Origin of the sequence: Listeria immobilis, from assembly GCF_014322765.1 — a bacterium.
GTDB classification, from domain to species: domain Bacteria; phylum Bacillota; class Bacilli; order Lactobacillales; family Listeriaceae; genus Listeria; species Listeria immobilis.
This window is the reverse complement of the sequence record NZ_JAASTZ010000015.1, coordinates 74609-95375: the sequence shown is the minus strand read 5'-3', so window position 1 is coordinate 95375 and position 20767 is coordinate 74609. Positions and strand designations below refer to the sequence as shown.

General features: G+C 37.7%; 16 protein-coding genes and 1 pseudogene. 1 reads left to right on the top strand and 16 read right to left on the bottom strand.

The annotated features are described in order from the left end of the window. Positions 1-100: 100 nt before the first annotated feature. From HCJ50_RS11980 to HCJ50_RS11930, 11 genes and pseudogenes are all read right to left on the bottom strand, one after another. Positions 101-1762, bottom strand: coding sequence for a glycoside hydrolase family 13 protein (locus HCJ50_RS11980; protein WP_185344555.1), 1662 nt, complete (start codon positions 1760-1762; stop codon positions 101-103). Between the two features lie 3 nt (positions 1763-1765). Continuing rightward, positions 1766-4057, bottom strand: coding sequence for a glycoside hydrolase family 31 protein (locus HCJ50_RS11975; protein WP_185344554.1), 2292 nt, complete (start codon positions 4055-4057; stop codon positions 1766-1768). Between the two features lie 2 nt (positions 4058-4059). Next, positions 4060-7362, bottom strand: coding sequence for a glycoside hydrolase family 31 protein (locus HCJ50_RS11970; RefSeq protein ID WP_260443023.1), 3303 nt, complete (start codon positions 7360-7362; stop codon positions 4060-4062). A 94-nt stretch (positions 7363-7456) separates the two neighbouring features. Then, complete coding sequence (locus tag HCJ50_RS11965) at positions 7457-8716, bottom strand: ABC transporter substrate-binding protein (protein ID WP_185344552.1); 1260 nt, start codon at positions 8714-8716, stop codon at positions 7457-7459. 27 nt (positions 8717-8743) lie between these two features. After that, positions 8744-9592: a carbohydrate ABC transporter permease gene (locus HCJ50_RS11960; protein ID WP_185344550.1), complete on the bottom strand. Its 849-nt coding sequence runs from the start codon at positions 9590-9592 to the stop codon at positions 8744-8746. After that, positions 9592-10470, bottom strand: a complete 879-nt coding sequence (locus tag HCJ50_RS11955; protein WP_003750650.1) for a carbohydrate ABC transporter permease — start codon at positions 10468-10470, stop codon at positions 9592-9594. The genes HCJ50_RS11960 and HCJ50_RS11955 overlap by 1 nt, the downstream gene beginning before the upstream one ends. Positions 10471-10506: 36 nt before the next feature. Next, positions 10507-11721 carry an ROK family transcriptional regulator gene (locus HCJ50_RS11950; RefSeq protein WP_185344548.1) on the bottom strand — a complete coding sequence of 405 codons (1215 nt, stop codon included), beginning with the start codon at positions 11719-11721 and terminating at the stop codon, positions 10507-10509. A 149-nt stretch (positions 11722-11870) separates the two neighbouring features. After that, positions 11871-13874 (bottom strand): annotated as a pseudogene (gene metG / locus HCJ50_RS11945) (methionine--tRNA ligase); the annotation flags it as partial. 62 nt (positions 13875-13936) lie between these two features. Then, on the bottom strand, positions 13937-14797 hold the full coding sequence (locus HCJ50_RS11940; protein WP_185344546.1) for a GRP family sugar transporter: 861 nt from the start codon (positions 14795-14797) through the stop codon (positions 13937-13939). A gap of 170 nt (positions 14798-14967) precedes the next feature. Next, positions 14968-16227 (bottom strand): DUF1214 domain-containing protein, encoded by a 1260-nt coding sequence (locus tag HCJ50_RS11935; protein ID WP_185344544.1) that lies wholly within the window; start codon positions 16225-16227, stop codon positions 14968-14970. Between the two features lie 59 nt (positions 16228-16286). Further along, positions 16287-17144 carry a GRP family sugar transporter gene (locus HCJ50_RS11930; RefSeq protein ID WP_185344542.1) on the bottom strand — a complete coding sequence of 286 codons (858 nt, stop codon included), beginning with the start codon at positions 17142-17144 and terminating at the stop codon, positions 16287-16289. Between the two features lie 115 nt (positions 17145-17259). On the opposite strand from HCJ50_RS11930, the gene HCJ50_RS11925 reads away from it, so the two are divergent. Continuing rightward, on the top strand, positions 17260-17544 hold the full coding sequence (locus HCJ50_RS11925; RefSeq protein ID WP_185344540.1) for an AbrB/MazE/SpoVT family DNA-binding domain-containing protein: 285 nt from the start codon (positions 17260-17262) through the stop codon (positions 17542-17544). Positions 17545-17589: 45 nt separating this feature from the next. Here HCJ50_RS11925 and rsmI read toward each other — a convergent pair whose 3' ends face one another. The 5 genes from rsmI to HCJ50_RS11900 are packed head-to-tail and all read right to left on the bottom strand — an operon-like array spanning position 17590 to position 20767. Then, on the bottom strand, positions 17590-18471 hold the full coding sequence (gene rsmI, locus HCJ50_RS11920) for a 16S rRNA (cytidine(1402)-2'-O)-methyltransferase (RefSeq protein ID WP_185344538.1): 882 nt from the start codon (positions 18469-18471) through the stop codon (positions 17590-17592). Continuing rightward, positions 18468-18737, bottom strand: coding sequence for a GIY-YIG nuclease family protein (locus tag HCJ50_RS11915; RefSeq protein ID WP_185344536.1), 270 nt, complete (start codon positions 18735-18737; stop codon positions 18468-18470). Before HCJ50_RS11915 ends, rsmI begins: the two co-directional genes overlap by 4 nt. After that, a complete protein-coding gene (locus HCJ50_RS11910; protein WP_185344580.1) occupies positions 18721-19473 on the bottom strand; it encodes a tRNA1(Val) (adenine(37)-N6)-methyltransferase in 753 nt (250 codons plus the stop codon). The genes HCJ50_RS11915 and HCJ50_RS11910 overlap by 17 nt, the downstream gene beginning before the upstream one ends. Positions 19474-19530: 57 nt before the next feature. Continuing rightward, entirely contained in the window at positions 19531-19923 is a 393-nt protein-coding gene (gene yabA / locus HCJ50_RS11905) for a DNA replication initiation control protein YabA (protein WP_185344582.1), read from the bottom strand. Positions 19924-19933: 10 nt separating this feature from the next. Beyond that, complete coding sequence (locus HCJ50_RS11900) at positions 19934-20767, bottom strand: PSP1 domain-containing protein (RefSeq protein ID WP_185344534.1); 834 nt, start codon at positions 20765-20767, stop codon at positions 19934-19936.

The window sequence follows — 20767 nt, the reverse complement described above, 5'->3', positions numbered from 1 at the left end:
ATCCATCATCATATTTAGCCAATTAAAATACGCCTCCAAAGTTAGATTTTTTGGTCTAACTTTGGGGGCGCACTACAAAATCGGATGGCTTTTCGGCTATTTATTTCACTTGATAAACGATTGCTTCGTATGGTCGTAAAGTTCCTTCTATAATATCTGGAACATTATTTACTAATACTGTAGCTTTTTTAATGTCATTTAAGATATTTTTATCTGTAATGATTTGTTCGTCTTCAGTAAAATTACATAAAACGACTAATTTTTCATCATTTGTGTAGCGTTCGTAAGCAAATACGGCTTCATCGTTTGGTAATAATAAGCGATAGTTACCTGTTGTGATGATTTCAGTTGATTTGCGTAATTTGATTAGGTTTTGGTAGTAGTAGAAAATGGAATCTGGATTTTTAAGCGCTTCTTCGTTATTGATTTCGGTATAACGAGGGTTCACTTTAATCCAAGGTGTGCCTGTTGTAAAGCCTGCATTTGGGCTATTGTCCCATTGATAAGGTGTTCTTGCGTTGTCGCGACCTTTTGTATAGATTGATTCCATAATGCTTTCATGGCTATGTCCTTGCTCTTTTCGCTCTTTGTACATGTTGAGTGTTTCGATATCACGATATTCATCTAGGCTTTCAAAATGAACATTTGTCATGCCGATTTCTTCCCCTTGATAAATATAAGGCGTTCCTTTCATCATATGCAGACATGTCCCAAGCATTTTTGCAGAACGAACTCGGAAACGATTGTCATTTCCAAAACGGGAAACGATACGTGGTTGGTCATGATTGTTCCAGTATAAGCTATTCCAACCATTTTCTTGAAGCGCTACTTGCCATTCAGACATATTTTCTTTTAAATCTGGGAGGTAGATTGGTTTCAAGTCCCATTTGTTGTCTCCGTCTGAATCTAAGTTCATATGTTCAAAAGTAAATATCATATCGACTTCTTTATTAGCTGGGTTGGTGTAGATTTGAGCGTCTGTTGTACTAGCGCCAGGCATTTCTCCAACTGTCATCACATCGTAATTAGAGGTTACTTCTTGATTCATTTCACGCAAGAATTCGTGAATCCGTGGACCATTACAAAAATCATTGCCAGCATCTCCATAAATTTGACCTTCAGCAACTGGGCCATCTGGGAAATCAGTGTTTTTAGAAATGAAATTAATTACGTCCATGCGGAAGCCATCAATCCCTTTATCTAGCCAGAATTTCATCATGTTATAGACATCTTGACGTAATTTTGGATTTTCCCAGTTTAAATCAGGTTGTTTTTTGGAGAATAAATGCAAGTAATATTCGCCTGTTTTTTCATCTAATTCCCAAGCAGGGCCACTGAAAATCGAGCCCCAGTTGTTAATTTCGTTTTCTTCACGCCAGAAATAATAATCGCGGTAAGGATTATCTTTTGATTTGCGAGACTCCTCGAACCACTTGTGCTCATCAGATGTGTGATTGACAACAAGATCCATCACTAGTTTCATATCGCGGTCATGAAGCCCTTGTAATAACTTATCAAAAGTAGCCATATCGCCATATTCTTCATAGATTTTTTGGTAATCGCGAATGTCATATCCATTATCATCTTGTGGTGAGTCATAAACTGGCGACAACCAGATTACATCCACACCTAGTTTTTTCAGATAGTCTAATTTCTCGATAATCCCTTGAATGTCCCCAACGCCATCCCCATTGGAGTCATTAAAACTCTTCGGATAAATTTGATATACTACGCTTTTTTTCCACCAGTCTTTTTCTTTCATTTTTTAGATTCCCGCCCTTGTAATTTTGTTTGTTTTTTCGCCAAAAACTTGAATTGTAGTAATTTCTAGCTGTAGATTTACTTTACCACTGTGAGTTGCTTTTACTTGCACTTCGCCGTTTTGCAGGGTAGCTGTTAGTCCTGTTTTTGCGAATTCACCGTTTTCGTATTCATAACTTTTACCATCATCATTATACACGTATCCTGATGCCGTGCCATTCGCTAAGTAAATTTCAAGCGCAATACTTTGGGTTTCTTTTGTATTTTGTACGCTACTTCCAATCGGTAAAATTGTTCCTGCTTTAATGTAAATTGGCATGGTGTCAATTGGTGCGTCAGCGATAATGTAGTCGCCGCCTTCTAGTTGTTCTTTTGTCCAGTAGTTAAACCATGTTCCTTTTGGTAAGCGAACGAGGCGTTTTACCTGACCTTCTCGCACAATCGGAGCCACAAGGATATTTTCACCAAGCATAAACTCGTCATTTACTTGAATTAAGTCTCGTTCATCTTTAAATTCGGTATATAGTGGTCGTACTAGCGGTAGCCCTGTTTCCGCTGTTTTTTGAAATTCTGTGTAGATGTATGGTAAAAAGGCATAGCGAAGTTCAATATATTTCTTCACAATTTTCTCCGCGTCTAATCCAAATGCCCATGGTTCTTGATAAATACTATCTTGTACACAATGATTTCTAAAATAAGGTAAAAACGCACCTGCTTGCGTCCATCGTATCAACATTTCTTTTGTGCAATCAGAGGAAAATCCGCCAACGTCTGCGCCAGTAAAGGCAACTCCGGATAAACCTAAATTCATAATCATCGGTAATGACATTTCTAAATGCTCCCAGTGACTACGATTATCTCCTGTCCAAACAGCTGAATATCGTTGCACGCCTGCATAACCTGCCCGAGTAAGTGAAAATGGTCGTTCATTTGGAATTAACCGTTTTAATCCTTCAAAAGTCGCCTTACTCATATACAAGCCATATAAGTTATGCGCTTCTTTGTGAGTTACGTTTTTTCCGTCCAAATCATGTACCACATCTAAGTCCATTGTTTTACTTTCATTAAACACGGAAGGTTCGTTCATATCATTCCAAATACCACGAATTCCTAAATCTGTGTAAAACTTATGCAAGTTTCCCCACCAATTTTGAACAGTTATACTTAGAAAATCCGGAAAAGCGCTGATACCTGGCCAAACTTCGCCATAATAAATTTCGCCTTCTAACTTACGACAGAAATAATTATGTTTGATTCCTTCTTGATAAACAGGATAATTAACGTCTTTTTTTATTCCTGGATCAACAATTGGAACCACATCAATATTTTGTTCCCGAAGCCGAGCGATTAATTCTGGTCCGTTTGGAAACGTATCTGGATTAAACGTGAATACTCGGAAATCATCCATATAGTGAATATCCATGAAAACACAATCAAGTGGAATTTCTTTTTCTTTAAATGTGTTGGCAATTCGTTCGACTTCTTCCTCTGACGTATAGCTATATCTTGATTGATGGTAACCTAATGACCATTTTGGAGGAAGCGGGGTTTTTCCTGTTAATTCCGTATAACTCGCCACTACTTCTTTTACGTCCGCGCCAAAAAGGACATAAAAATTCGCTTGGCCGCCTTCTGCTAAAATCGTGTATTTATCTTCATAGCTTTGGAAGTCAAATTCGGTACGGTATGAGTTGTCATAAAATAGTCCGTATGTCGTTTCTTCTGTATCAGCTATCATAAACGGAATGGATTGGTATATTTCGACTGTATCTTTATTATGCGGGCTATAAACATCTGTATTCCACATACTTATAATTGACCCAGCCTTATTCAATCCACCAGTTTTTTCTCCCAGACCGAAAATAGCTGTTTCCGGTCTGCTTTGAATGGAGATTTGGTGTTCTTTATTGCGATTAATTGCCAGTCCCTCTGTTTGAAAAATGACTTTTCCTGCTTGTTTCATAATGATTTGAAATGTTTCTTTGTAAATGATGATTTGTTTATCGGCAAATTGTAACTGGTAATGTTCACTTGTTTCATCAAATTCGGCAGCTTGTTTCGCTGTATCGTGAATCGCGGCTATTGAAGCAGTCGAATCTACTTCGCCAAATGGATTTACGATTACCCGAGCAATTTTTTCATTTACAAAATAACAACTAAAATAACCAGTTTCAAGTGTACCCGTTAAACAATTATTCGCCCAACTTGCCGTTTTCACACAGTTAATTTCGTGTGGAAAAGCGGTTTTTTCTTTTACGTTAGATGGTAAAATGGCGAAACTTGTGGAAGCGTCCATCGTTATCTTCCTTTCTTTATTTGTACTTTTTTCGTTGCACCAATCACTTCAACTTCATAATTTGGTGTATTGGTTTTTATGGAAACAACTATTTCCTCTGCATGTTCTGTTACTTCAACTAACCATTCCTCTGATAAATGGTCAATGATTTCTTCTGTGAAATCTCTATCTAAATAGACTTTTAATAGTGGTGTTGCGTATTTTTCAACAGAATTCCCAACCCATGAGCCTAGTTGTAGCGAACTATCCACATTACATAGGATTGCTTTTCCACCACGGATAAATACTGGAATCTCTTCTTTTTCGGCTTTGCATTTACGCAGCGTTGGTCCATTCACTTGAATTCCTGTCCAGAAGTCATACCAAGTCCCTTCTGGTAAATAGACTTCACGAGAACGAACGCCGTCTTCAATAACTGGGGCAATCAACATTGCTTTCCCAAACAAATATTGGTCGTACATGTCCGAAACGCGTGGATCTTCTTTATAATCTAGTAAAAGCGCACGCATCATTGGTAAGCCAGTTTCCACGCATTTTCGAGATTCGTTATAAATATAAGGTAAAATATTCATTCTCACATTAGCAAAATGACGGTAGATCGGAATAACTGTTTCATCCCCAGTTCGCGAAGCAATATTCCACGGTGTGCGGTCTTGGTTGAATTCACCTTTACTTTCGGCATGATATTGCATAATTGGGCAGAAAGTAGCCATTTGAGCTGAGCGGATAAATAGTTCTGCTGTTGGAATATCACCATTGAAACCAGCAAAATCAAAACTCCAGAATGGAATACCTGAAAATCCAGCTGATAATCCAGCAATTAAAGACCTTCTAAACGCGTCAAAAGTAGAGCGTTCATCTCCCGCCCAATGAGCAGGGAATCTTTGCGCGCCTGTATATCCTGCACGACTAAATGTCATTCCATTGTTTTGTTGGGCAAAGTCATAATAAGCCTCAATATAATCGTTTGGATAAAGATTTCTCATTTCATCGCCACGTCTACCGTCAGCAAATTGCAAACCTTCACCGAAGACAAATTCGCCACCGTCTGTTTTAAAGCCATCTACCCCAATATCAATTAAGTATTGGCGTTTATCAAACCACCATTTCTTCCCTTCTTCATTTGAAAAGTCCATAATTAGACTTTCTGTAAACCAATTTTCAGGAATACGATACGGTGTTCCGTCCGGATTTTTCACGACATAGCCTTTTTCGATCATGTAGGCTTCTTCGCGGTCTTTTAATGGGTGTTGTTGGCGGTTGAGATATTTTTGGATTGGGATTTGCCATAAAATTAATTTCATATTGTTTTCATGGACGTAATCAACCATACCTTTTGGATTTGGCCATCTTCCCCACGACGGGAAGCTGATTTCGTCATATTTGTATGATTCGGAAGGCGCTTTTTCGGCGTATTCTGCATCATTGAACATATAATAAGTCGCTTCATCACTCCACTGTTCTAGTACTACAACCGTCGAGGGAATTTGTAGCTCTTGAGTTGTTTCTACTTCGGTGCGTACAATAGATTCACGGTCCCAGTTATTACTAGACATCCACGGACCAAGCGCCCAAACTGGCACCATAGCCGGTTTGCCAGTTTTCTTGACGTAACTTGCAACCGCACTTTGGATATCTCCCATCAGCAGGCAAATATCTGTATCACAGCCATTTATTTCTACCGCAATGGTATGTTTATCTGCTAGTTGGTTTCCTAAATCAAAGCTGGTATAGCGGGCTGTATCAACAAACACGCTGTAATCTCTGTTCGTATGATAAAACGGCATCGGGATATAAGTTCTTGTTCCTTGATCGCGATATTGGTTGTAAACAAAGCAATCAAGCACATTTCCGCGTTGACCAAGTGCATTGTATCTTTCGCCAAATCCGTAATATTCTTCTTCTTTTGGTGCATCTAAATGTAGTTTTACTTTATTAATTGTTCCTGTTTTATCCGTATACCATTGAAGTGCTGGGTAGATCTTATGAGATTCGAGAATTAAATTGTTTTTATAACGAACTTCTATCCGTACTGGGTCGTTCGAAATCGCGATTTCCAAGTCAGCTTTTTTCATTCGACCAGATGGTTTGGTTTTTACGTCCTTGTCAGTAAATGTAGGTTTCATTCGCACTACAAGTTCTTCTTCGTTTATTACAAATTCAACTGGAATTACACTAGCAGGATTTTCTTTAAACAGAACCATTAAACCTTGTTCCGTTTCACAAATGGCAGCTTCTTCAGACCAATGTTTCCAGATTGGTTCCACTAAATATTCTTCTGATGTCAAAATTGCTTGGTTTTTCAGGGTTGCTTGGAAATAATACGTATACTCGCCAACTTCTTCTAGCGGAGGAACGAGCGCTTCCCAAATTTGCACACCGTTTTTGTCTTTTTTCTCGCACAATATTGTCCAGTCTTTTTCTTTTAAAACAAGCTCGACTTGGATGGCTTCTACATCTGAAATTACCTCACATCCCGCTGAAAAATGCATTTCTGTTTCCGGATGATGCGGCGTACGTTCAGTAAGTTGTTTTTCATAGCGATTTTCGTTACCGAATGGATTATGTAAAATATGTGCGGTCACTTCATTTTCCATTGAACGGAAGACTTGGTTAATTTCAATAAACACTTTGCCAAGTTCGTTATTATCTTCCATGTTTATCGCCATATTTAAATAATGAAGCGCTTTGTCTTGATCGCTTTTTTCTAAAAAGTAAAGAGCCATCATTGCTGTTGCAAAAGAACTAACTGTTGGTGCACCTGCATATGGCAAGACACCATCATCTTGAACCAATTGCTGTTCCATTTTCCCAACAGCAGCAACCATTACTAAATCTTCTGGTGAAAAAAGACCAAATGGGAGCACGGATAACAATTGGTCGGTAGAAACTTTCCTTGTATTAAACCCAGTAAGGATGCTATCTCCTTTTAACAAGTGATTAAAACAGTAATCGCGAATGGTTGTAATTGTTTGTTGTAGTTCTGGTTTTGGGAAAGTATTTTTTACATCTAAAAGTGCAGAATAGACACTAGAAATAGTTGCTAAATAAATATCTTTTTCTTGGGAACCCCAAACTGATTTTTCTGGACGGTTCCAATTTCCCACTAAGAAAGTAATGACTGGCTCTACTTCCGCCTTATTATAATGGTTGATTTTGCTACTTAACCATAGCCATGTAGCTGCTTCAAGTACAGAGTCTTTTGTAAGCTCCGGTGTTGTTTCTGCAAGAATTGGTTTGATTTTTTCATTTTTTCCTTCTATTAAATACAAGTATCCCTGCATTAATTTTGTAAATTTAGACATGGCACGTTTCCTTCCTTAGATATACTAAAGTGGCAGTCTAATTCCGAAGTTCTAATTACTAGAAACTTCGAAACGTCCCTGCCACTCTTTTTACTTATTTAAATCCCATTGTTTCGTTGATATTAGCTTCACTGTTTTTCAGCGCTTTTTCTGGAGTTGAGTCGCCATTTAGCACTTTTTCAAATTCTGAATTGGTATAATCACTGATTTTGTTCCAATCTTTCACAACTGGAGGTAAGACCATATATTGCAAGGATTCAAATACTGCTTCTCTGTTTTCTGGAGGAGTTGCATCTAAATAAGGTTGCAAGATTTCTTTATCTTCAGTTGCTGGAAGTTCCCAGTTATTATCAATTCTGATTTTCGCTGCTTCTTCATTCGCACTCATGAATGATGCAAATTTGAACGCTGCTTCTTTTTTATCAGAGTCTTTGGAAATGCCGATTCCGTTAGCGAAGAAGTGAGTTGCTTTTTGTGTATTTCCTGCTTCTACTTGCACGTCCCATTTAAATGGTGCATCTTGGAACATATCGAACATCCAGATACCAGTATGAAGCATTGCAATTTGACCATTCATGAATAAGTCTTCTGGTAATTGACCGGATAAATCAGATGGCGAAGGTGCAACTTTTGAATCAGTTACTTCGCTTGTTAAATGTGTTAATGCTTCTACGTTTTCAGGACTGTTAATAGTAGCTGCTGTCATATCTTCATTGAAAATTGAACCACCATTTTGTGCTGCTACTTTGTAAAATTCGTTCATTGTTACAGGTTGGGAAGTTCCCCAAACTTTATTTTTAGCATCTGTTAATTTTTCTGCTGCTGCTTGTTCATCTTTCCAAGTCCAGTCAGCTGTTGGATAATCAACGCCTGCTTTGTCAAAAAGGTCTTTATTATAAATTGTTACTACGTTGGAGAAACTTTCTACCATACCGTATTGTTTATCTTCGTATTTGAAGGCATCGTAAGCTTGTTTGTTAAGTGTTGATGGATCAAAATCTTTATCTTTTTCAATATAACTTGTTAAATCAGCAAGTACGCCTTTTTCAGCATATTGAACAAAAGTTTCATAGTTAAGTTCAAAGGCATCCGGTGCGTCTCCACCAGCGATTTGTGTTTGAAGTTTTGTGAAATAATCATTATAGGCAATTGTTTGAACTTTTACTTTAATATCAGGATTTTGTTTTTCAAATTCTTTTACCATTTCATCAAGCGCTTTACCGTCAGCAGGTGCGGAGAATTGGTAATACGTGATTTCTGTTTTATCTCCGTCGCTACTACTTCCACCACCACATGCTGAGAGACCAAATACGGACAGGACAACAACCATTAATAATAATAAACCTTTTTTCAATTGTAACACTCCTTTTTTGTTGGTTTTTTATTCTTTCATTCCGCTCATTGCCATTCCTTGGATGAAATATTTTTGAGCGAAAAGGTACACTGCTAGGATCGGGATAACACTAATAAGTACTCCCGCCATCATCAAACCATAATCTGTTCCATATCTACCTTGTAAAAGTGAGAGTCCTAAAGGTAGTGTAGCCATTTCTTGTGAACTTGTAACGATTAATGGCCATAAGTAGCTATTCCAAGATTGCATGAATGTCAAAATACCCAGCGTTGCAAAAGTTGGTTTCGCGAGCGGTAAGATAACTGTTCGGAAAATCGTAAAATGGTTAGCGCCATCCATGAATGCTGCTTCTTCAAGTTCTTTCGGAATCCCCATGAATGCTTGACGTAATAGGAATGTCCCAAACACGCTGAATAGTGCTGGTACAATAAGTCCTGCATAAGAATCTAACCATCCAAATTGTTTCATCAAAATGAATTGAGGAATCATTGTAACTTGAGCTGGTACCATCATTGTTGCAAGGTAAAGTAAAAATAATTTATCTCGACCCCAGAACGGGATTCGCGCAAAAGCATATGCTGCCATAGAACAAAACAGCATTTGTCCAAGCGTCGTTACAACTGCAACAACTACTGAGTTAATTAGGAACCTGAACATTGGGAACATTTCAAATACTTTCGTAAAGTTCGCTGTTGTTGGATCTTCCGGAATAAATTGTGGCGGTAAAGTCATGTTTGCTGCGCCTGTCTTGAATGCTGTCGAAACCATCCAGATAAACGGCATGATCATGATTATTCCACCTAGACAGATAATTACATAGGTTAAAATATTTTTAAATAGTTGCCATTTTGGTGAACCACTTTTTTCTGTTTTCATTAGTAATTGGACCACCTTTTTTGAAGTTTATTTTGAATAATTGTAATGATGAAAATAACAATAAACAATATCCAACTCATCGCGGAGGCATAGCCCATTTCAAAGTATCTAAATGCGTGATTGTAAATATTTTGAACGAGTGTCATCGTTGCTCCACTTGGACCACCCTCTGTCATAATCATAACTTGGTCAAACACCTGGAATGAGTTGATTAGCGAGATTATCGTCACAAAGAATGTGGTTGGTGTAAGCAGTGGGATTGTAATCGAAAATAGTTGGCGAAGTTTTGATGCTCCGTCCATATTCGCTGCTTCATAGTAAGATGGCGAAATATTTTGTAAGCCGCCCAAAAATAGCACCATAACAAAACCGATATCTTTCCATGCACTCGTGATAATAACAGCAATCATCGCCGTGTGTGGATCTGTCAACCAGTCCGGACCAGCAATACCAATTAATGATAAGAAATAGTTAATCAGACCATATGTTGGGTTGAACAACCATTTCCATACTAGCGAAACTGCTACCCAAGAAGTGATTACGGGCAAGAAGTACACCGCTCGGAAAAATGGTCTAAGTTTGATTTTTTGATTTAACATTAACGCACAGGCTAACCCAAGAACCATTACAGTTGGTAAGTAACCTATGATAAATGTGATGGTATTTCTAAATGACTTCCAAAACTCTGGGTCATTAAATAATCTTTTATAATTGTCAAATCCTGTAAAGTGAATCGTACTGACTAGGTCCCAATCGGTAAAACTAATACCGAGGGAGCCTAGGATTGGAATTGCGATAAAAATAAGAAAACCAAGTAAATTGGGCAATAAGAAAATACATAGCCAAAAGAGTGTTTTCTTCCTAGTCATACCAACCATGTAAAAATAACCTCCTGAAAATAATTTATGTAACTTTTAGCGCAATAATGTTTGTTCCTCTTCATAGATTGGCACTTGAAACAATTGGTGGATGACTAGTAAAGCCGCACCTTGCAACCATGCAGGATCCTCTAAAGAAGTTGTCGTAATTTTCGTTTCGAAGCCAGCCCCTGAAAAAAAGTTCTGTGAAGCAATTCCATCAATTTTTGTCAAGAATAGATCGCGATGGTGTAAGCCTTCTCCAACAATTATTACTTTCTCCGGGTTAAAGGTGTTAATAATATTTCTGATCCCGTATCCTAAATATTCACCCATTTTTCCCATTAATTCTGTTGCCATTGCATCACCTGATCTTGCGCTTTTTGCAACATTATCAAAATGAAAATCATTTAAATCCGATGCTGGGTAAGCGGCTTTAAGTTCTTCTCCTCGATTTCGGAAATAAAACTCAGAAGCATACATTTCTAAGCAACCTTTTTGTCCACAGTGACATTTATAGCCTCCTGGTTGAATAGTTGTGTGGCCAAATTCACCCGCACCACCTTGTGAGCCGTAATAGATTTGCCGATTAATAACAACAGACAAACCAAGACCTGCTCCTACTGAGACGGTTGCAAAGTTATTCGAATGTTTTCCTTCACCTAACCATAATTCCGCAAGTGTATAGCAGTTTATATTTTTATCTACGTATACAGGAATGTTTGGAAAATGGACATTCAACATAGATTCTAAAGCTACGTTTTCCCAACCTAGCATAGTTGAGCGGGTAACGATACCTTTTTTACGGTTAACCAAACCCGAAATCGCGATTCCCACCCCTAGCAGATGGTCCATGTTTCTGTTTTCACACATTTTTTTCACGTTTTCAGCAATTAACTGAATCGCATTTTCTGGTTTTTTCTCTGCTAAAAATGGTACTGAGCTGTTTTGGATAATTTTTGCATTTAAGTCTGTTAACGCAAAAAGAAGTTGTTCCTCTTCTACTTTCACACTAACAACAAATCCATAATCTTTATTGAATCTGACTAGTTTGGCACGTCTGCCGCCAGTAGATGATGTTTCTGCTCCTTCTAAAATGATGCCTTCTTGCTGTAAGTCATCCAAAATATACGTTAGCGTAGACATCCCAAAATCACATTTTCTTGCAATTTCTGTCCGAGTAATTTCTCCTTTTTCGCGAATCAAATTAAGGACAGTGTAGCGGTTTATATCTTTAATTAAATCTTTATTCCCTTTTCTTAAGATATCCATTTTCGGGCTCCTTTACTTCTGGATGTCTACTTACTTCGTTCATTGAATTAAGTAAGTATATTTACATTATATTGTAATCGTTTGCAATATGCAATCTTTTTTTGAATTTTTTCTCACGTAAAAACGCCCCTGAATCAGGGGCGCTGTTTTTATTTAACTTTTGCACCATTTGGAAGAGAGCTACTTGCTTCAATGACGCTAAGTTTGCCGTCTTTTTCACCGGAAAGAATCATACCTTCACTCATTAGGCCACGAAGTTTTACAGGTTTCAAGTTGGAAACAACGATTACTTTTTTGCCAATTAAATCTTCTGGTTGATAGAATTCTGCGATACCAGAAAGTACTTGGCGCAGACGACCTTCTCCTAGATCTAATTGGAAACAAAGTAATTTGTCGGCTTTCTTCACTTTTTCTACTTGTTTTACTTCAGCCACACGAAGGTCTACTTTATCAAAATCTTCAATACCGATTTGTGGTGTTTCAAGTGGTGTCACTTCAGCTTCTGCTTCTGTTGGGGCCGGCGCTGAACCTTTCATTTCGTCTTGAATGAATGTTACTTCTTCTTTCGCATCTAGTCTTGGGAAAATTGGTGTGCCTTTTTTGACTACATTTGTTCCAGCTGGGATTTCTCCGTAACCATAAATGCTATCCCATTTCTTCAAGTTTTCTTCTTGTAAGCCAAGTTGTAAGAATATTTCTCCTGGAGTTCTTGTAAGGAATGGTTGTAAAAGGACTGCGATAATTCGTAAATTTTCTGCTAAATGAGTCATTACGCTAGCAAGTTCCGTGCGTTTCTCTTCGTCTTTTGCAAGTGCCCATGGAGCAGTTTCATCAATATATTTATTCGTACGGGAAACTAGCGACCAAAGCTGATTAAGCGCTACTGAGAACTGCATATGATCCATGCTTTTTTCGTAATCAGCAACAACATTATTTTTAAAATCAACTAATGTTTCATCAAATGGTGTCACAGCCCCTTGGTAAGCTGGGATTTCTCCATCGAAATATTTGTTAATCATTGCTACTGTACGATTTAGTAAGTTACCTAAGTCATTGGCAAGATCGTAATTTACCCGGTCAATAAAGTCTTCCGGTGTAAATAAACCATCTGAGCCGAATGGAACTTCACGCAACAAATAATAACGAAGCGCATCAAGGCCATAGCAATCAATTAACATATAAGGGTCCACTACATTTCCTTTTGATTTCGACATTTTGCCATCTTTCATCAAAATCCAACCGTGACCAAATACCATTTTTGGAAGTGGTAAATCAAGCGCCATCAACATAATCGGCCAATAAATCGTATGGAAACGAACAATTTCTTTCCCAACAATTTGGACATCAGCCGGCCAATATTTTTGGAATTTCGTGTCGTTATCCGTGTTATAACCAAGCGCCGTAATATAGTTTGAAAGCGCGTCAATCCACACGTAAACAACATGTTTTGGATTGCTAGGAACTTTTATACCCCAGTCAAAAGTGGTTCTGGATACTGCTAAATCTTCTAAACCAGGTTTAATGAAATTATTAATCATTTCATTTTTTCTTGATTCCGGTAAAATAAATTCTGGGTGAGAATTGTAATATTCTACTAAACGGTCAGCGTATTTACTCATCCGAAAAAAGTAGGATTCTTCTTTTACAAGTTCAACTTCATTGCCACTAGGAGCTTTTCCGCCGATTACTTTGCCGTTTTCGTCTTTATATACTTCTTCTAATTGTGTTTCTGTAAAGTATTCTTCATCAGAAACTGAGTACCAACCTTCATATTCTCCTAAGTAGATGTCGCCTTGTTCAAGAAGTTGTTCAAAAATTTTCTCCACAGTTAATTTATGACGGTCTTGTGTTGTACGAATAAAGTCTGTATTGGAAATTTCTAGTTTTTTCCATAGTTCTTGGAAGCCTTCTGCAATTTCATCCACGTATTCTTGTTCAGAAATCCCGCGTTCTTTTGCTTTTGCTTGGATTTTTTGACCATGTTCATCTGTTCCAGTTAAATAAAACACATCGTACCCTTTTAAGCGTTTGTAACGAGCCATTGCGTCCCCAGCAACTGTCGTATAAGCATGTCCGATGTGCGCTTTTCCGCTTGGATAATAGATTGGTGTTGTAATATAAAAAGTATTTTTCTCTTCAGGCAACACAATTCCCTCCTTAAAATAAAAACAATTAGTATTATTATATCATTTTTCTGGCTAAACGAAATAATTAATTAAGCTCCTTTTGAAACTCCAATTAAAATCCCACCAAGAACGACTAAAACCACTCCAACGATGACATAAATCATTTCTTTTCGAGTTTTCTTTTCTTTCAGTAGCACAATTCCGCCGATAGTTGAAATTACAACACCTAATTGCGACAATGAAAAACCAGTTGCAACGCCGACAAGTTGATTTGCGTACACCATCGCCACATTCCCTGTCGCCCAAATGATCCCTGGAATAACTAACAGTAGTGTCCGTTTATTGATTCGTTTTTCAGTTCCGCCACTGCTTGTCATAATTAGCGCACTTAAAACCATCCCAATTGCTTGTGGTAAAATCGCGTTAATGCCATCAATTTTAAAGCCTTGAATGAGCACAACTAGCCCCACATAGCCCGCTGATGAAATCAATAAAGTAATTAAGCCTTGTTTTAATGCATTTGATCCATCTTCTTCTTTTTCTGCGTAAGAAGTAAGGAATATTCCGCCTACAATAAGTGTTAAAGCAATAAAACCAAGTATAATACGTAATGTCGTATCCCATTCATGGAACAAAATCACTCCACAAAGCGTCGTTCCAACTAGCTGCATTCCAGTAGAAATTGGCATCGCTTTCGATACACCAATTATTTTGAAAGCGCGTAATTGAAACATTTGTCCAACCGACCATAAACACCCTGTCAAAAAGCTGATGCTGACTGTTTGCAGTGTGTAGACTGGGTCAGTAAAGAAAAAAACGATTACTGCAAAAATTAACGCCCCTAGTGTCATTCCCATTGTTTGTTGCCTTGTTGAACCGCCGAACTTAGTAATAAGTAGCGGTACTATTCCCCAAAGTAACGCAGGAATCAGCGCAATCATAATATTCAAATCGTTATCCTCCTTATCGACCTTTTGTTATGATTTTCAATTACTTTATTATAGCGGAAATAGTAGGAAGAAGATAGAGGATTCTATAGGATTATTCCAAATAAAAAAGCTAAATAGGAGCAACCTTTAAAACAGGTAACTGCCATATTTAGCTCGATCATTTTAATTATTTAAATGCGTTCAAGCGGTGGCAAAAATACCTCGCCGTCAAGCACTTCTTGTTTTGCAACGTATAATCTAAAATTCAGTGAGAAATCTCTTCCTTTTTCTGTTGGCAACCAGTTTTCTTCTGCCACGTCTGCAGGCTGTTCGGGCGCTAAGAATAACGTTAGGCTACCGTCTTCATTTAGTTTTGTATTAGAATAATTGTTTATACTGAATTTATTTAGTTTATTGGGGATAACATGATAGTCTGGAACACTATACATCGTAATCGACCAAAAACTATTTACTAATTTCTCAGGTAGTTCCTCTTTTGTAAAATGAATTTTATAAGTATTATCGCCACTTAGCATTTCCTTATTTGAATCTGTTTGACCGATGAAATATAAAGCTTCATCAATAGTGTTCGCCCATAAGCCGCCAAAATTAATGATACATCGCGCTAATATATCATTTTCAAATGCCCCAGCAACATATGTAACTGACCATCCGTCTTTTTGCGTTCCAAATCCTTTTGCTCCAGCTAAGAAATAGGGAATGGCTTCTTTAATAATAAGATTTTTCACTTCAGCTCCTTGTTCGTCTCCAAGTGCAATATAATCTGCAACTTTTTTCGCTTTTGCTTGGAATTCAGCTGCTTTTGGCATTTTATCAGGATAACTAGCTAAAATAGTTTCTAAATTATTATAAATTTCTTCCATTAAGAAGGCTGCATTGGTAAATGTCGGTATTTCAAGTGGTTCTTGAATTTTAATGCCAGCTGGTGCATCTAATTTAAATTGTTGTTGTAGTTTTACTGCGCCATCTGGATCACCTTTTTGTTCTACCCGAAGTAGTAATTTCACTTTTTCAGCAGGTAATTCAATTTTCACAGCATCAGCAGGTATAACTGGACTTGTGCCTTGTTTAATAAAGGCGAATTTCCCAAATGGATGTTCTGGATAATTTCGTTCGTTAATATTCGTTACTACTTCACCCCAACCGTCTAGAAGTTGCACGGTATAATAACGCCCTTTGATTTCTGGAACTTCTAAAATAACTGCGTGTTCGTCATCCACAGCTATCCATGTTTCAGAATAAACTACATCAAAATTAGGATTAACAAAATTCGCGTCTGCTGGAGCAATTGTGTTTTGTTTTAATACATTATAAGGCACCTTATCTTCGTTAATATCAAAATTTTCTTGTCTTAAAACAAGATAGCGTGACAATAAATACACATACGATTCTTTAACAGTTTCTGCATTTACATTTAGGTTATTACCCATTTTTTATGACCACCTTTAATTTGTTTTTATTTATCAAAAAATGTGCTAAATTTTAAAGATTAACTTTTTGCTATTCCAATCATTGTTCCACCAATTATAACTAAAATAATTCCAATAATAACAAGAATAAGCTCTTTTTTCGTCTTTTTCTCGCCAAGGAAAAGAATTCCCCCAATGGTTGAAATAACTACACCCATTTGAGAAAGTGAAAATCCAGTGGCAATTCCAACTAATTTATTAGAGAATAGTAATGCTAAGTTACCTGTAGCCCACATAACACCGGGTATCATATTTAGCCAAGTCTGTTTTGTAAAACGTTTTTCAGATGATTTAATGGAAAATAATAAACCTGCGACAACCATCCCCACTGCTTGCGGTAAAATAGCATCCCATCCACTAATATTAAACCATTGCGTAATAACAACATACCCAACATATCCAACCGAAGAAATAACTAAAGTAATAAGTCCTTTCTTCATATTTTGACCAGAATTTTCATCTTTATGTTGTTGATAACTTGTTAAAAATATCCCAAAAATAATTAGTGCTAACGCTGAAAAACCAATGATTAATTTAGAAGTCGTTCCCCACTCATGAAAAGCAAAGACCCCAAAAAGCGAGGTTCCGACTAATTGCATCCCTGTTGAAAGTGGCATAGTTTTTGAAACGCCGACTTGCGTAAAGGCACGAAATTGATTCATTTGACCTAAACTCCAAAATGCCCCTGAAACAAAACTAGCTATTAAAATGGTAGCTGTATATTCTGGATTGGTAAAAATAAATACACCCACTGCGAAAAGCAATGCACCAAATGTTGTCCCAATAATTTGCTGCCGCGGTTTTCCGCCAATTTTTGAGACAACTAACGGCATAATCCCCCACATAACTGCTGGAATTAATGCGATAACGATATTCATATATTTTCCCCCTAAATTTTCTCTACTTGGAGTCTTTACCCGTTCTACCCCAAAATCATTCCTATTCTGATGATAATCTGTTAAAATGAATAAAAATTACGTGGAAGGTGAGAAAATGAAATCAACTGGAATGGTAAGAAAAATCGATGAACTTGGTCGCGTTGTAATTCCGATTGAAATTAGACGCACCATGAATTTGAACGTAAAAGACCCCCTTGAAATCTTTATTGATGATGAAGCAATTATTTTAAAGAAATATTCTGCTGGTTTGGTGTGTGATGTTACTGGAGAGTTTTCCGTTGAAAATAAGAAATTTGTGGACGGTAAATTGACACTAAGCAAGGAAGGTGCCACGGAATTGATGGAAGAGATTAAACGGCGGTTTGGTGATTCGATATAAAAAAATCATGCGCGATTGTCTTGTTATGGGACATCGCGCATGATTTTATTTTATTTCATGATAAGCAGCATAAACTTCGCGCTTTGGTAGATTTCTAGCTTTCATGACGGTTTTAATCGCATCTTTGGAACTAACATTTTCTTGTTCCATTACTTTGCTAACATGTGTTTTAATATCTAATCCCTGCCACCATAGCGTTTCTTCCGCAAGTGGCGGATTCGCATTTCCTTCTATTATAATACAAAATTCCCCGCGCACTTCTTCTTCAGTTGCCCAGTTTACTGCTTCCTCCACCGTACCACGCAAAAATTCTTCAAAACGTTTAGTTAATTCCCGGCATAAAACGATTTTCCGCTCATTTCCAGTAATTTTGCTAATGGCTTTTAAGGTTTCTTTTAAACGATGCGGTGATTCATATAAAATCCACGTTTCCGTGCGAGCCGCTAATTTTTCGATTTCTTGAGTTCGTTCTTTGTTTTGGCGAGGTAAAAAACCGTAAAAATAAAACGGTTGCGGCGCCAATCCTGAGGCAATTAGCGCTGTCAAAGCGGCGTTCGCTCCTGGAAGTGGAATGACTGGAATATTTGCTTCTAGCGCACTTTGAACAAGTTCATAGCCCGGGTCAGAAATTGAAGGCATACCCGCATCACTCACAAGCGCAATAACTTCTCCGCTTTGCATTCGTTCAATAATCGTATCTTCTTTATTTTCTTTCGTGAACTGGTGGTAGCTTGTCATTCGAGTCGTAATTTCAAAATGATTTAAAAGTTTCACCGTATTTCTTGTATCTTCTGCTGCGATAATATCTGCCTCTTTTAACATCCTAATCGCTCGAAAAGTCATATCTTCTAAATTCCCAATTGGCGTTGGCACTAAATAGAGCGCTCCCGCCATAACTCCACTAAAACTTTTTTGACTTTTAATCATTCCGTACCCTCCTCCCGCTTTAAATAGGCATCTTTATTTTTACGTGATAATTTTTTAAAAGCCGCTTCCGCTTTTGTTGCTTCACTTCTTGTTGCAAACTTTTCGAAATGAATTACTTTTACCGGCCGGCGAGTTTTTGTATATTTACATTTGATTCCCGCATTATGTTCTGCTTCCCGGCGCAAAACGTCTGTCGTATAACCACCATAATAGGAATTATCACTACATTTTAGCACATAAAAGAAATGTTCACTCGCTTTCGCCATATAAAATCTCCTTTATTACTGGGGTATATTCGCCAACTTCATCATAGACGATAATTGGTGGCATATATTTCACGCCTGGTTTTCCGTCTTTAATTCCTTCTACCAGTACTGTGTTTGCCTCTCGTTCTAAGCGTGGATGCACCATTTGAATCCGCTTCGGCTCCAAGCGATACTTTCGCATTAAATCTAGAATATCCAGCAGACGTTCGGGACGATGCACAAAATTAGCTTTCCCACCTTGTTTTAACAGGTTTGAAGCAACTCGAATCGTGTCTTCAAGTGTACACATAACTTCATGTCGCGCAATTCGGTAATGTTCATTTTCATTTTTCAAACTGGTTTCCGGACCTGCAAAATAAGGCGGATTGCAAGTAACAATATCAGCGCGTTCTTTTGGTATAATATCGGTAATTTTTTTCAAATCATACTCAATCATCTCAACTTGGTCCTCAAGCTCATTGTAGATAACGCTTCGTTTTGCCATATCTGCGAGTCGCGGCTGAATTTCGACACCTATAATTTGCGCTTTTGTTCGAGTGCTAAGTAATAACGGGATAATACCGTTCCCGCTACATAAATCAATAATCTTCCCTTTTCGAATGGGTAAATAACTAAATTTTGCCAGAAGAACCGCATCAATGGAAAATGAAAAGACAGATGGACTTTGAATAATCCGCAAGTTTTCTGCCAGTAAAAAGTCTAGCCGCTCGTCACCTATTAATTTTAGTTTTTCCAACCAAATCACCTTTTCTAGCAAAAAGCCCTTCTCCAAATTCGAGAAAGGCCCGTCATGTTATTTTTTATTAAGTAAGGATAGGCAAAATAGACAATCTTCATCATTGCCACGCGGACTGCCGAAATGTACATTGCAGACATGAAATCCTTCTTTGTAAAGTTGGACAAGATTATCATAGCCTTCCCCGAGTTCAATCATTTGTTGCATTGCTTCTTTTCGATTTGGGGCCATTACTCCATGTGCCGCCTCATCTTCTTGTACTTCCTGTTCAGGAGGTGTTTCATCCGTCAAAGAAAGCCTACGTCGCAAATGCTCATTCTCAAGGTTTAACCGATTATTTTCTTCCAACATTTCACCTAAGTTTGTCTTTAGATCTCCAAGTTGCTGATACAATTCGCCAATTTGCTCCTCCATATTACTGACTGAGTCAAAAATAGCTTTTTTATCCAATTTTTTCACCTCAAGACTTTGCCGGTTGTTTTAGAAAATCGTTAAATGGACGTAATTCATCCAATTCGTATTCTATAACCGTCTCTTCTTCGGGCAAACTTACTTGTAAGATTCTAGAAAGCAAGTTAATTCCCGAAACACGTGCTTCTGCGCCTTCTGGAGTTTTCACTTTCACACCAACATCTGGCATTTCACGTTTAGCTTGCTCATATTCATCGTTTTCATATTTCAAGCAACACATTAAACGACCGCATAACCCAGAAATTTTCGTTGGATTAAGTGACAAGTTTTGGTCTTTTGCCATTTTGATGGATACTGGTTCAAAATCGCCAAGAAACGTTGAACAGCAAAGCATTCGACCACATGGACCGATTCCACCAAGTAACTTCGCTTCATCACGAACTCCGATTTGGCGAAGTTCAATGCGTGTCCGGAATACAGAAGCTAAATCTTTCACAAGCTCCCGAAAATCCACGCGTCCTTCTGCGGTAAAGTAAAAAATAATTTTATTACGATCAAAAGTATAATCAACATCCACCAAGCTCATTTCTAGTTCGCGTTCGCGGATTTTCTCATCACATAACAAAAAGGCTTTCTGACAAGAATCACCATTTTCAGCAACACACTTATAATCAGCTTCTGTTGCGACTCGAAGTACTTTCTTTAATGGCAAAACAACATCTTCTTCGTCCACATAACGCGGCTCAATGACGGCTTTACCAAATTCAATTCCTTGTGCATTTTCCACAATTACACCTTGGTTTTCTGTGATTTCCAGTTCTCCAGGTGAAAAATAATATATTTTACCAACGTCTTTAAAACGGACGCCTACAATTTTAAGCAT

Bases quoted from the DNA above. Each gene is read 5' to 3' on its own strand.
- HCJ50_RS11980 (WP_185344555.1), bottom strand. From the start codon at position 1,762: ATGAAAGAAAAAGACTGGTGGAAAAAAAGCGTAGTATATCAAATTTAT.
- HCJ50_RS11975 (WP_185344554.1), bottom strand. From the start codon at position 4,057: ATGGACGCTTCCACAAGTTTCGCCATTTTACCATCTAACGTAAAAGAA.
- HCJ50_RS11970 (WP_260443023.1), bottom strand. From the start codon at position 7,362: ATGTCTAAATTTACAAAATTAATGCAGGGATACTTGTATTTAATAGAA.
- HCJ50_RS11960 (WP_185344550.1), bottom strand. From the start codon at position 9,592: ATGAAAACAGAAAAAAGTGGTTCACCAAAATGGCAACTATTTAAAAAT.
- HCJ50_RS11955 (WP_003750650.1), bottom strand. From the start codon at position 10,470: ATGGTTGGTATGACTAGGAAGAAAACACTCTTTTGGCTATGTATTTTC.
- HCJ50_RS11950 (WP_185344548.1), bottom strand. From the start codon at position 11,721: ATGGATATCTTAAGAAAAGGGAATAAAGATTTAATTAAAGATATAAAC.
- HCJ50_RS11935 (WP_185344544.1), bottom strand. From the start codon at position 16,227: ATGGGTAATAACCTAAATGTAAATGCAGAAACTGTTAAAGAATCGTAT.
- HCJ50_RS11930 (WP_185344542.1), bottom strand. From the start codon at position 17,144: ATGAATATCGTTATCGCATTAATTCCAGCAGTTATGTGGGGGATTATG.
- HCJ50_RS11925 (WP_185344540.1), top strand. From the start codon at position 17,260: ATGAAATCAACTGGAATGGTAAGAAAAATCGATGAACTTGGTCGCGTT.
- rsmI (WP_185344538.1), bottom strand. From the start codon at position 18,471: ATGATTAAAAGTCAAAAAAGTTTTAGTGGAGTTATGGCGGGAGCGCTC.
- HCJ50_RS11915 (WP_185344536.1), bottom strand. From the start codon at position 18,737: ATGGCGAAAGCGAGTGAACATTTCTTTTATGTGCTAAAATGTAGTGAT.
- HCJ50_RS11900 (WP_185344534.1), bottom strand. From the start codon at position 20,767: ATGCTTAAAATTGTAGGCGTCCGTTTTAAAGACGTTGGTAAAATATAT.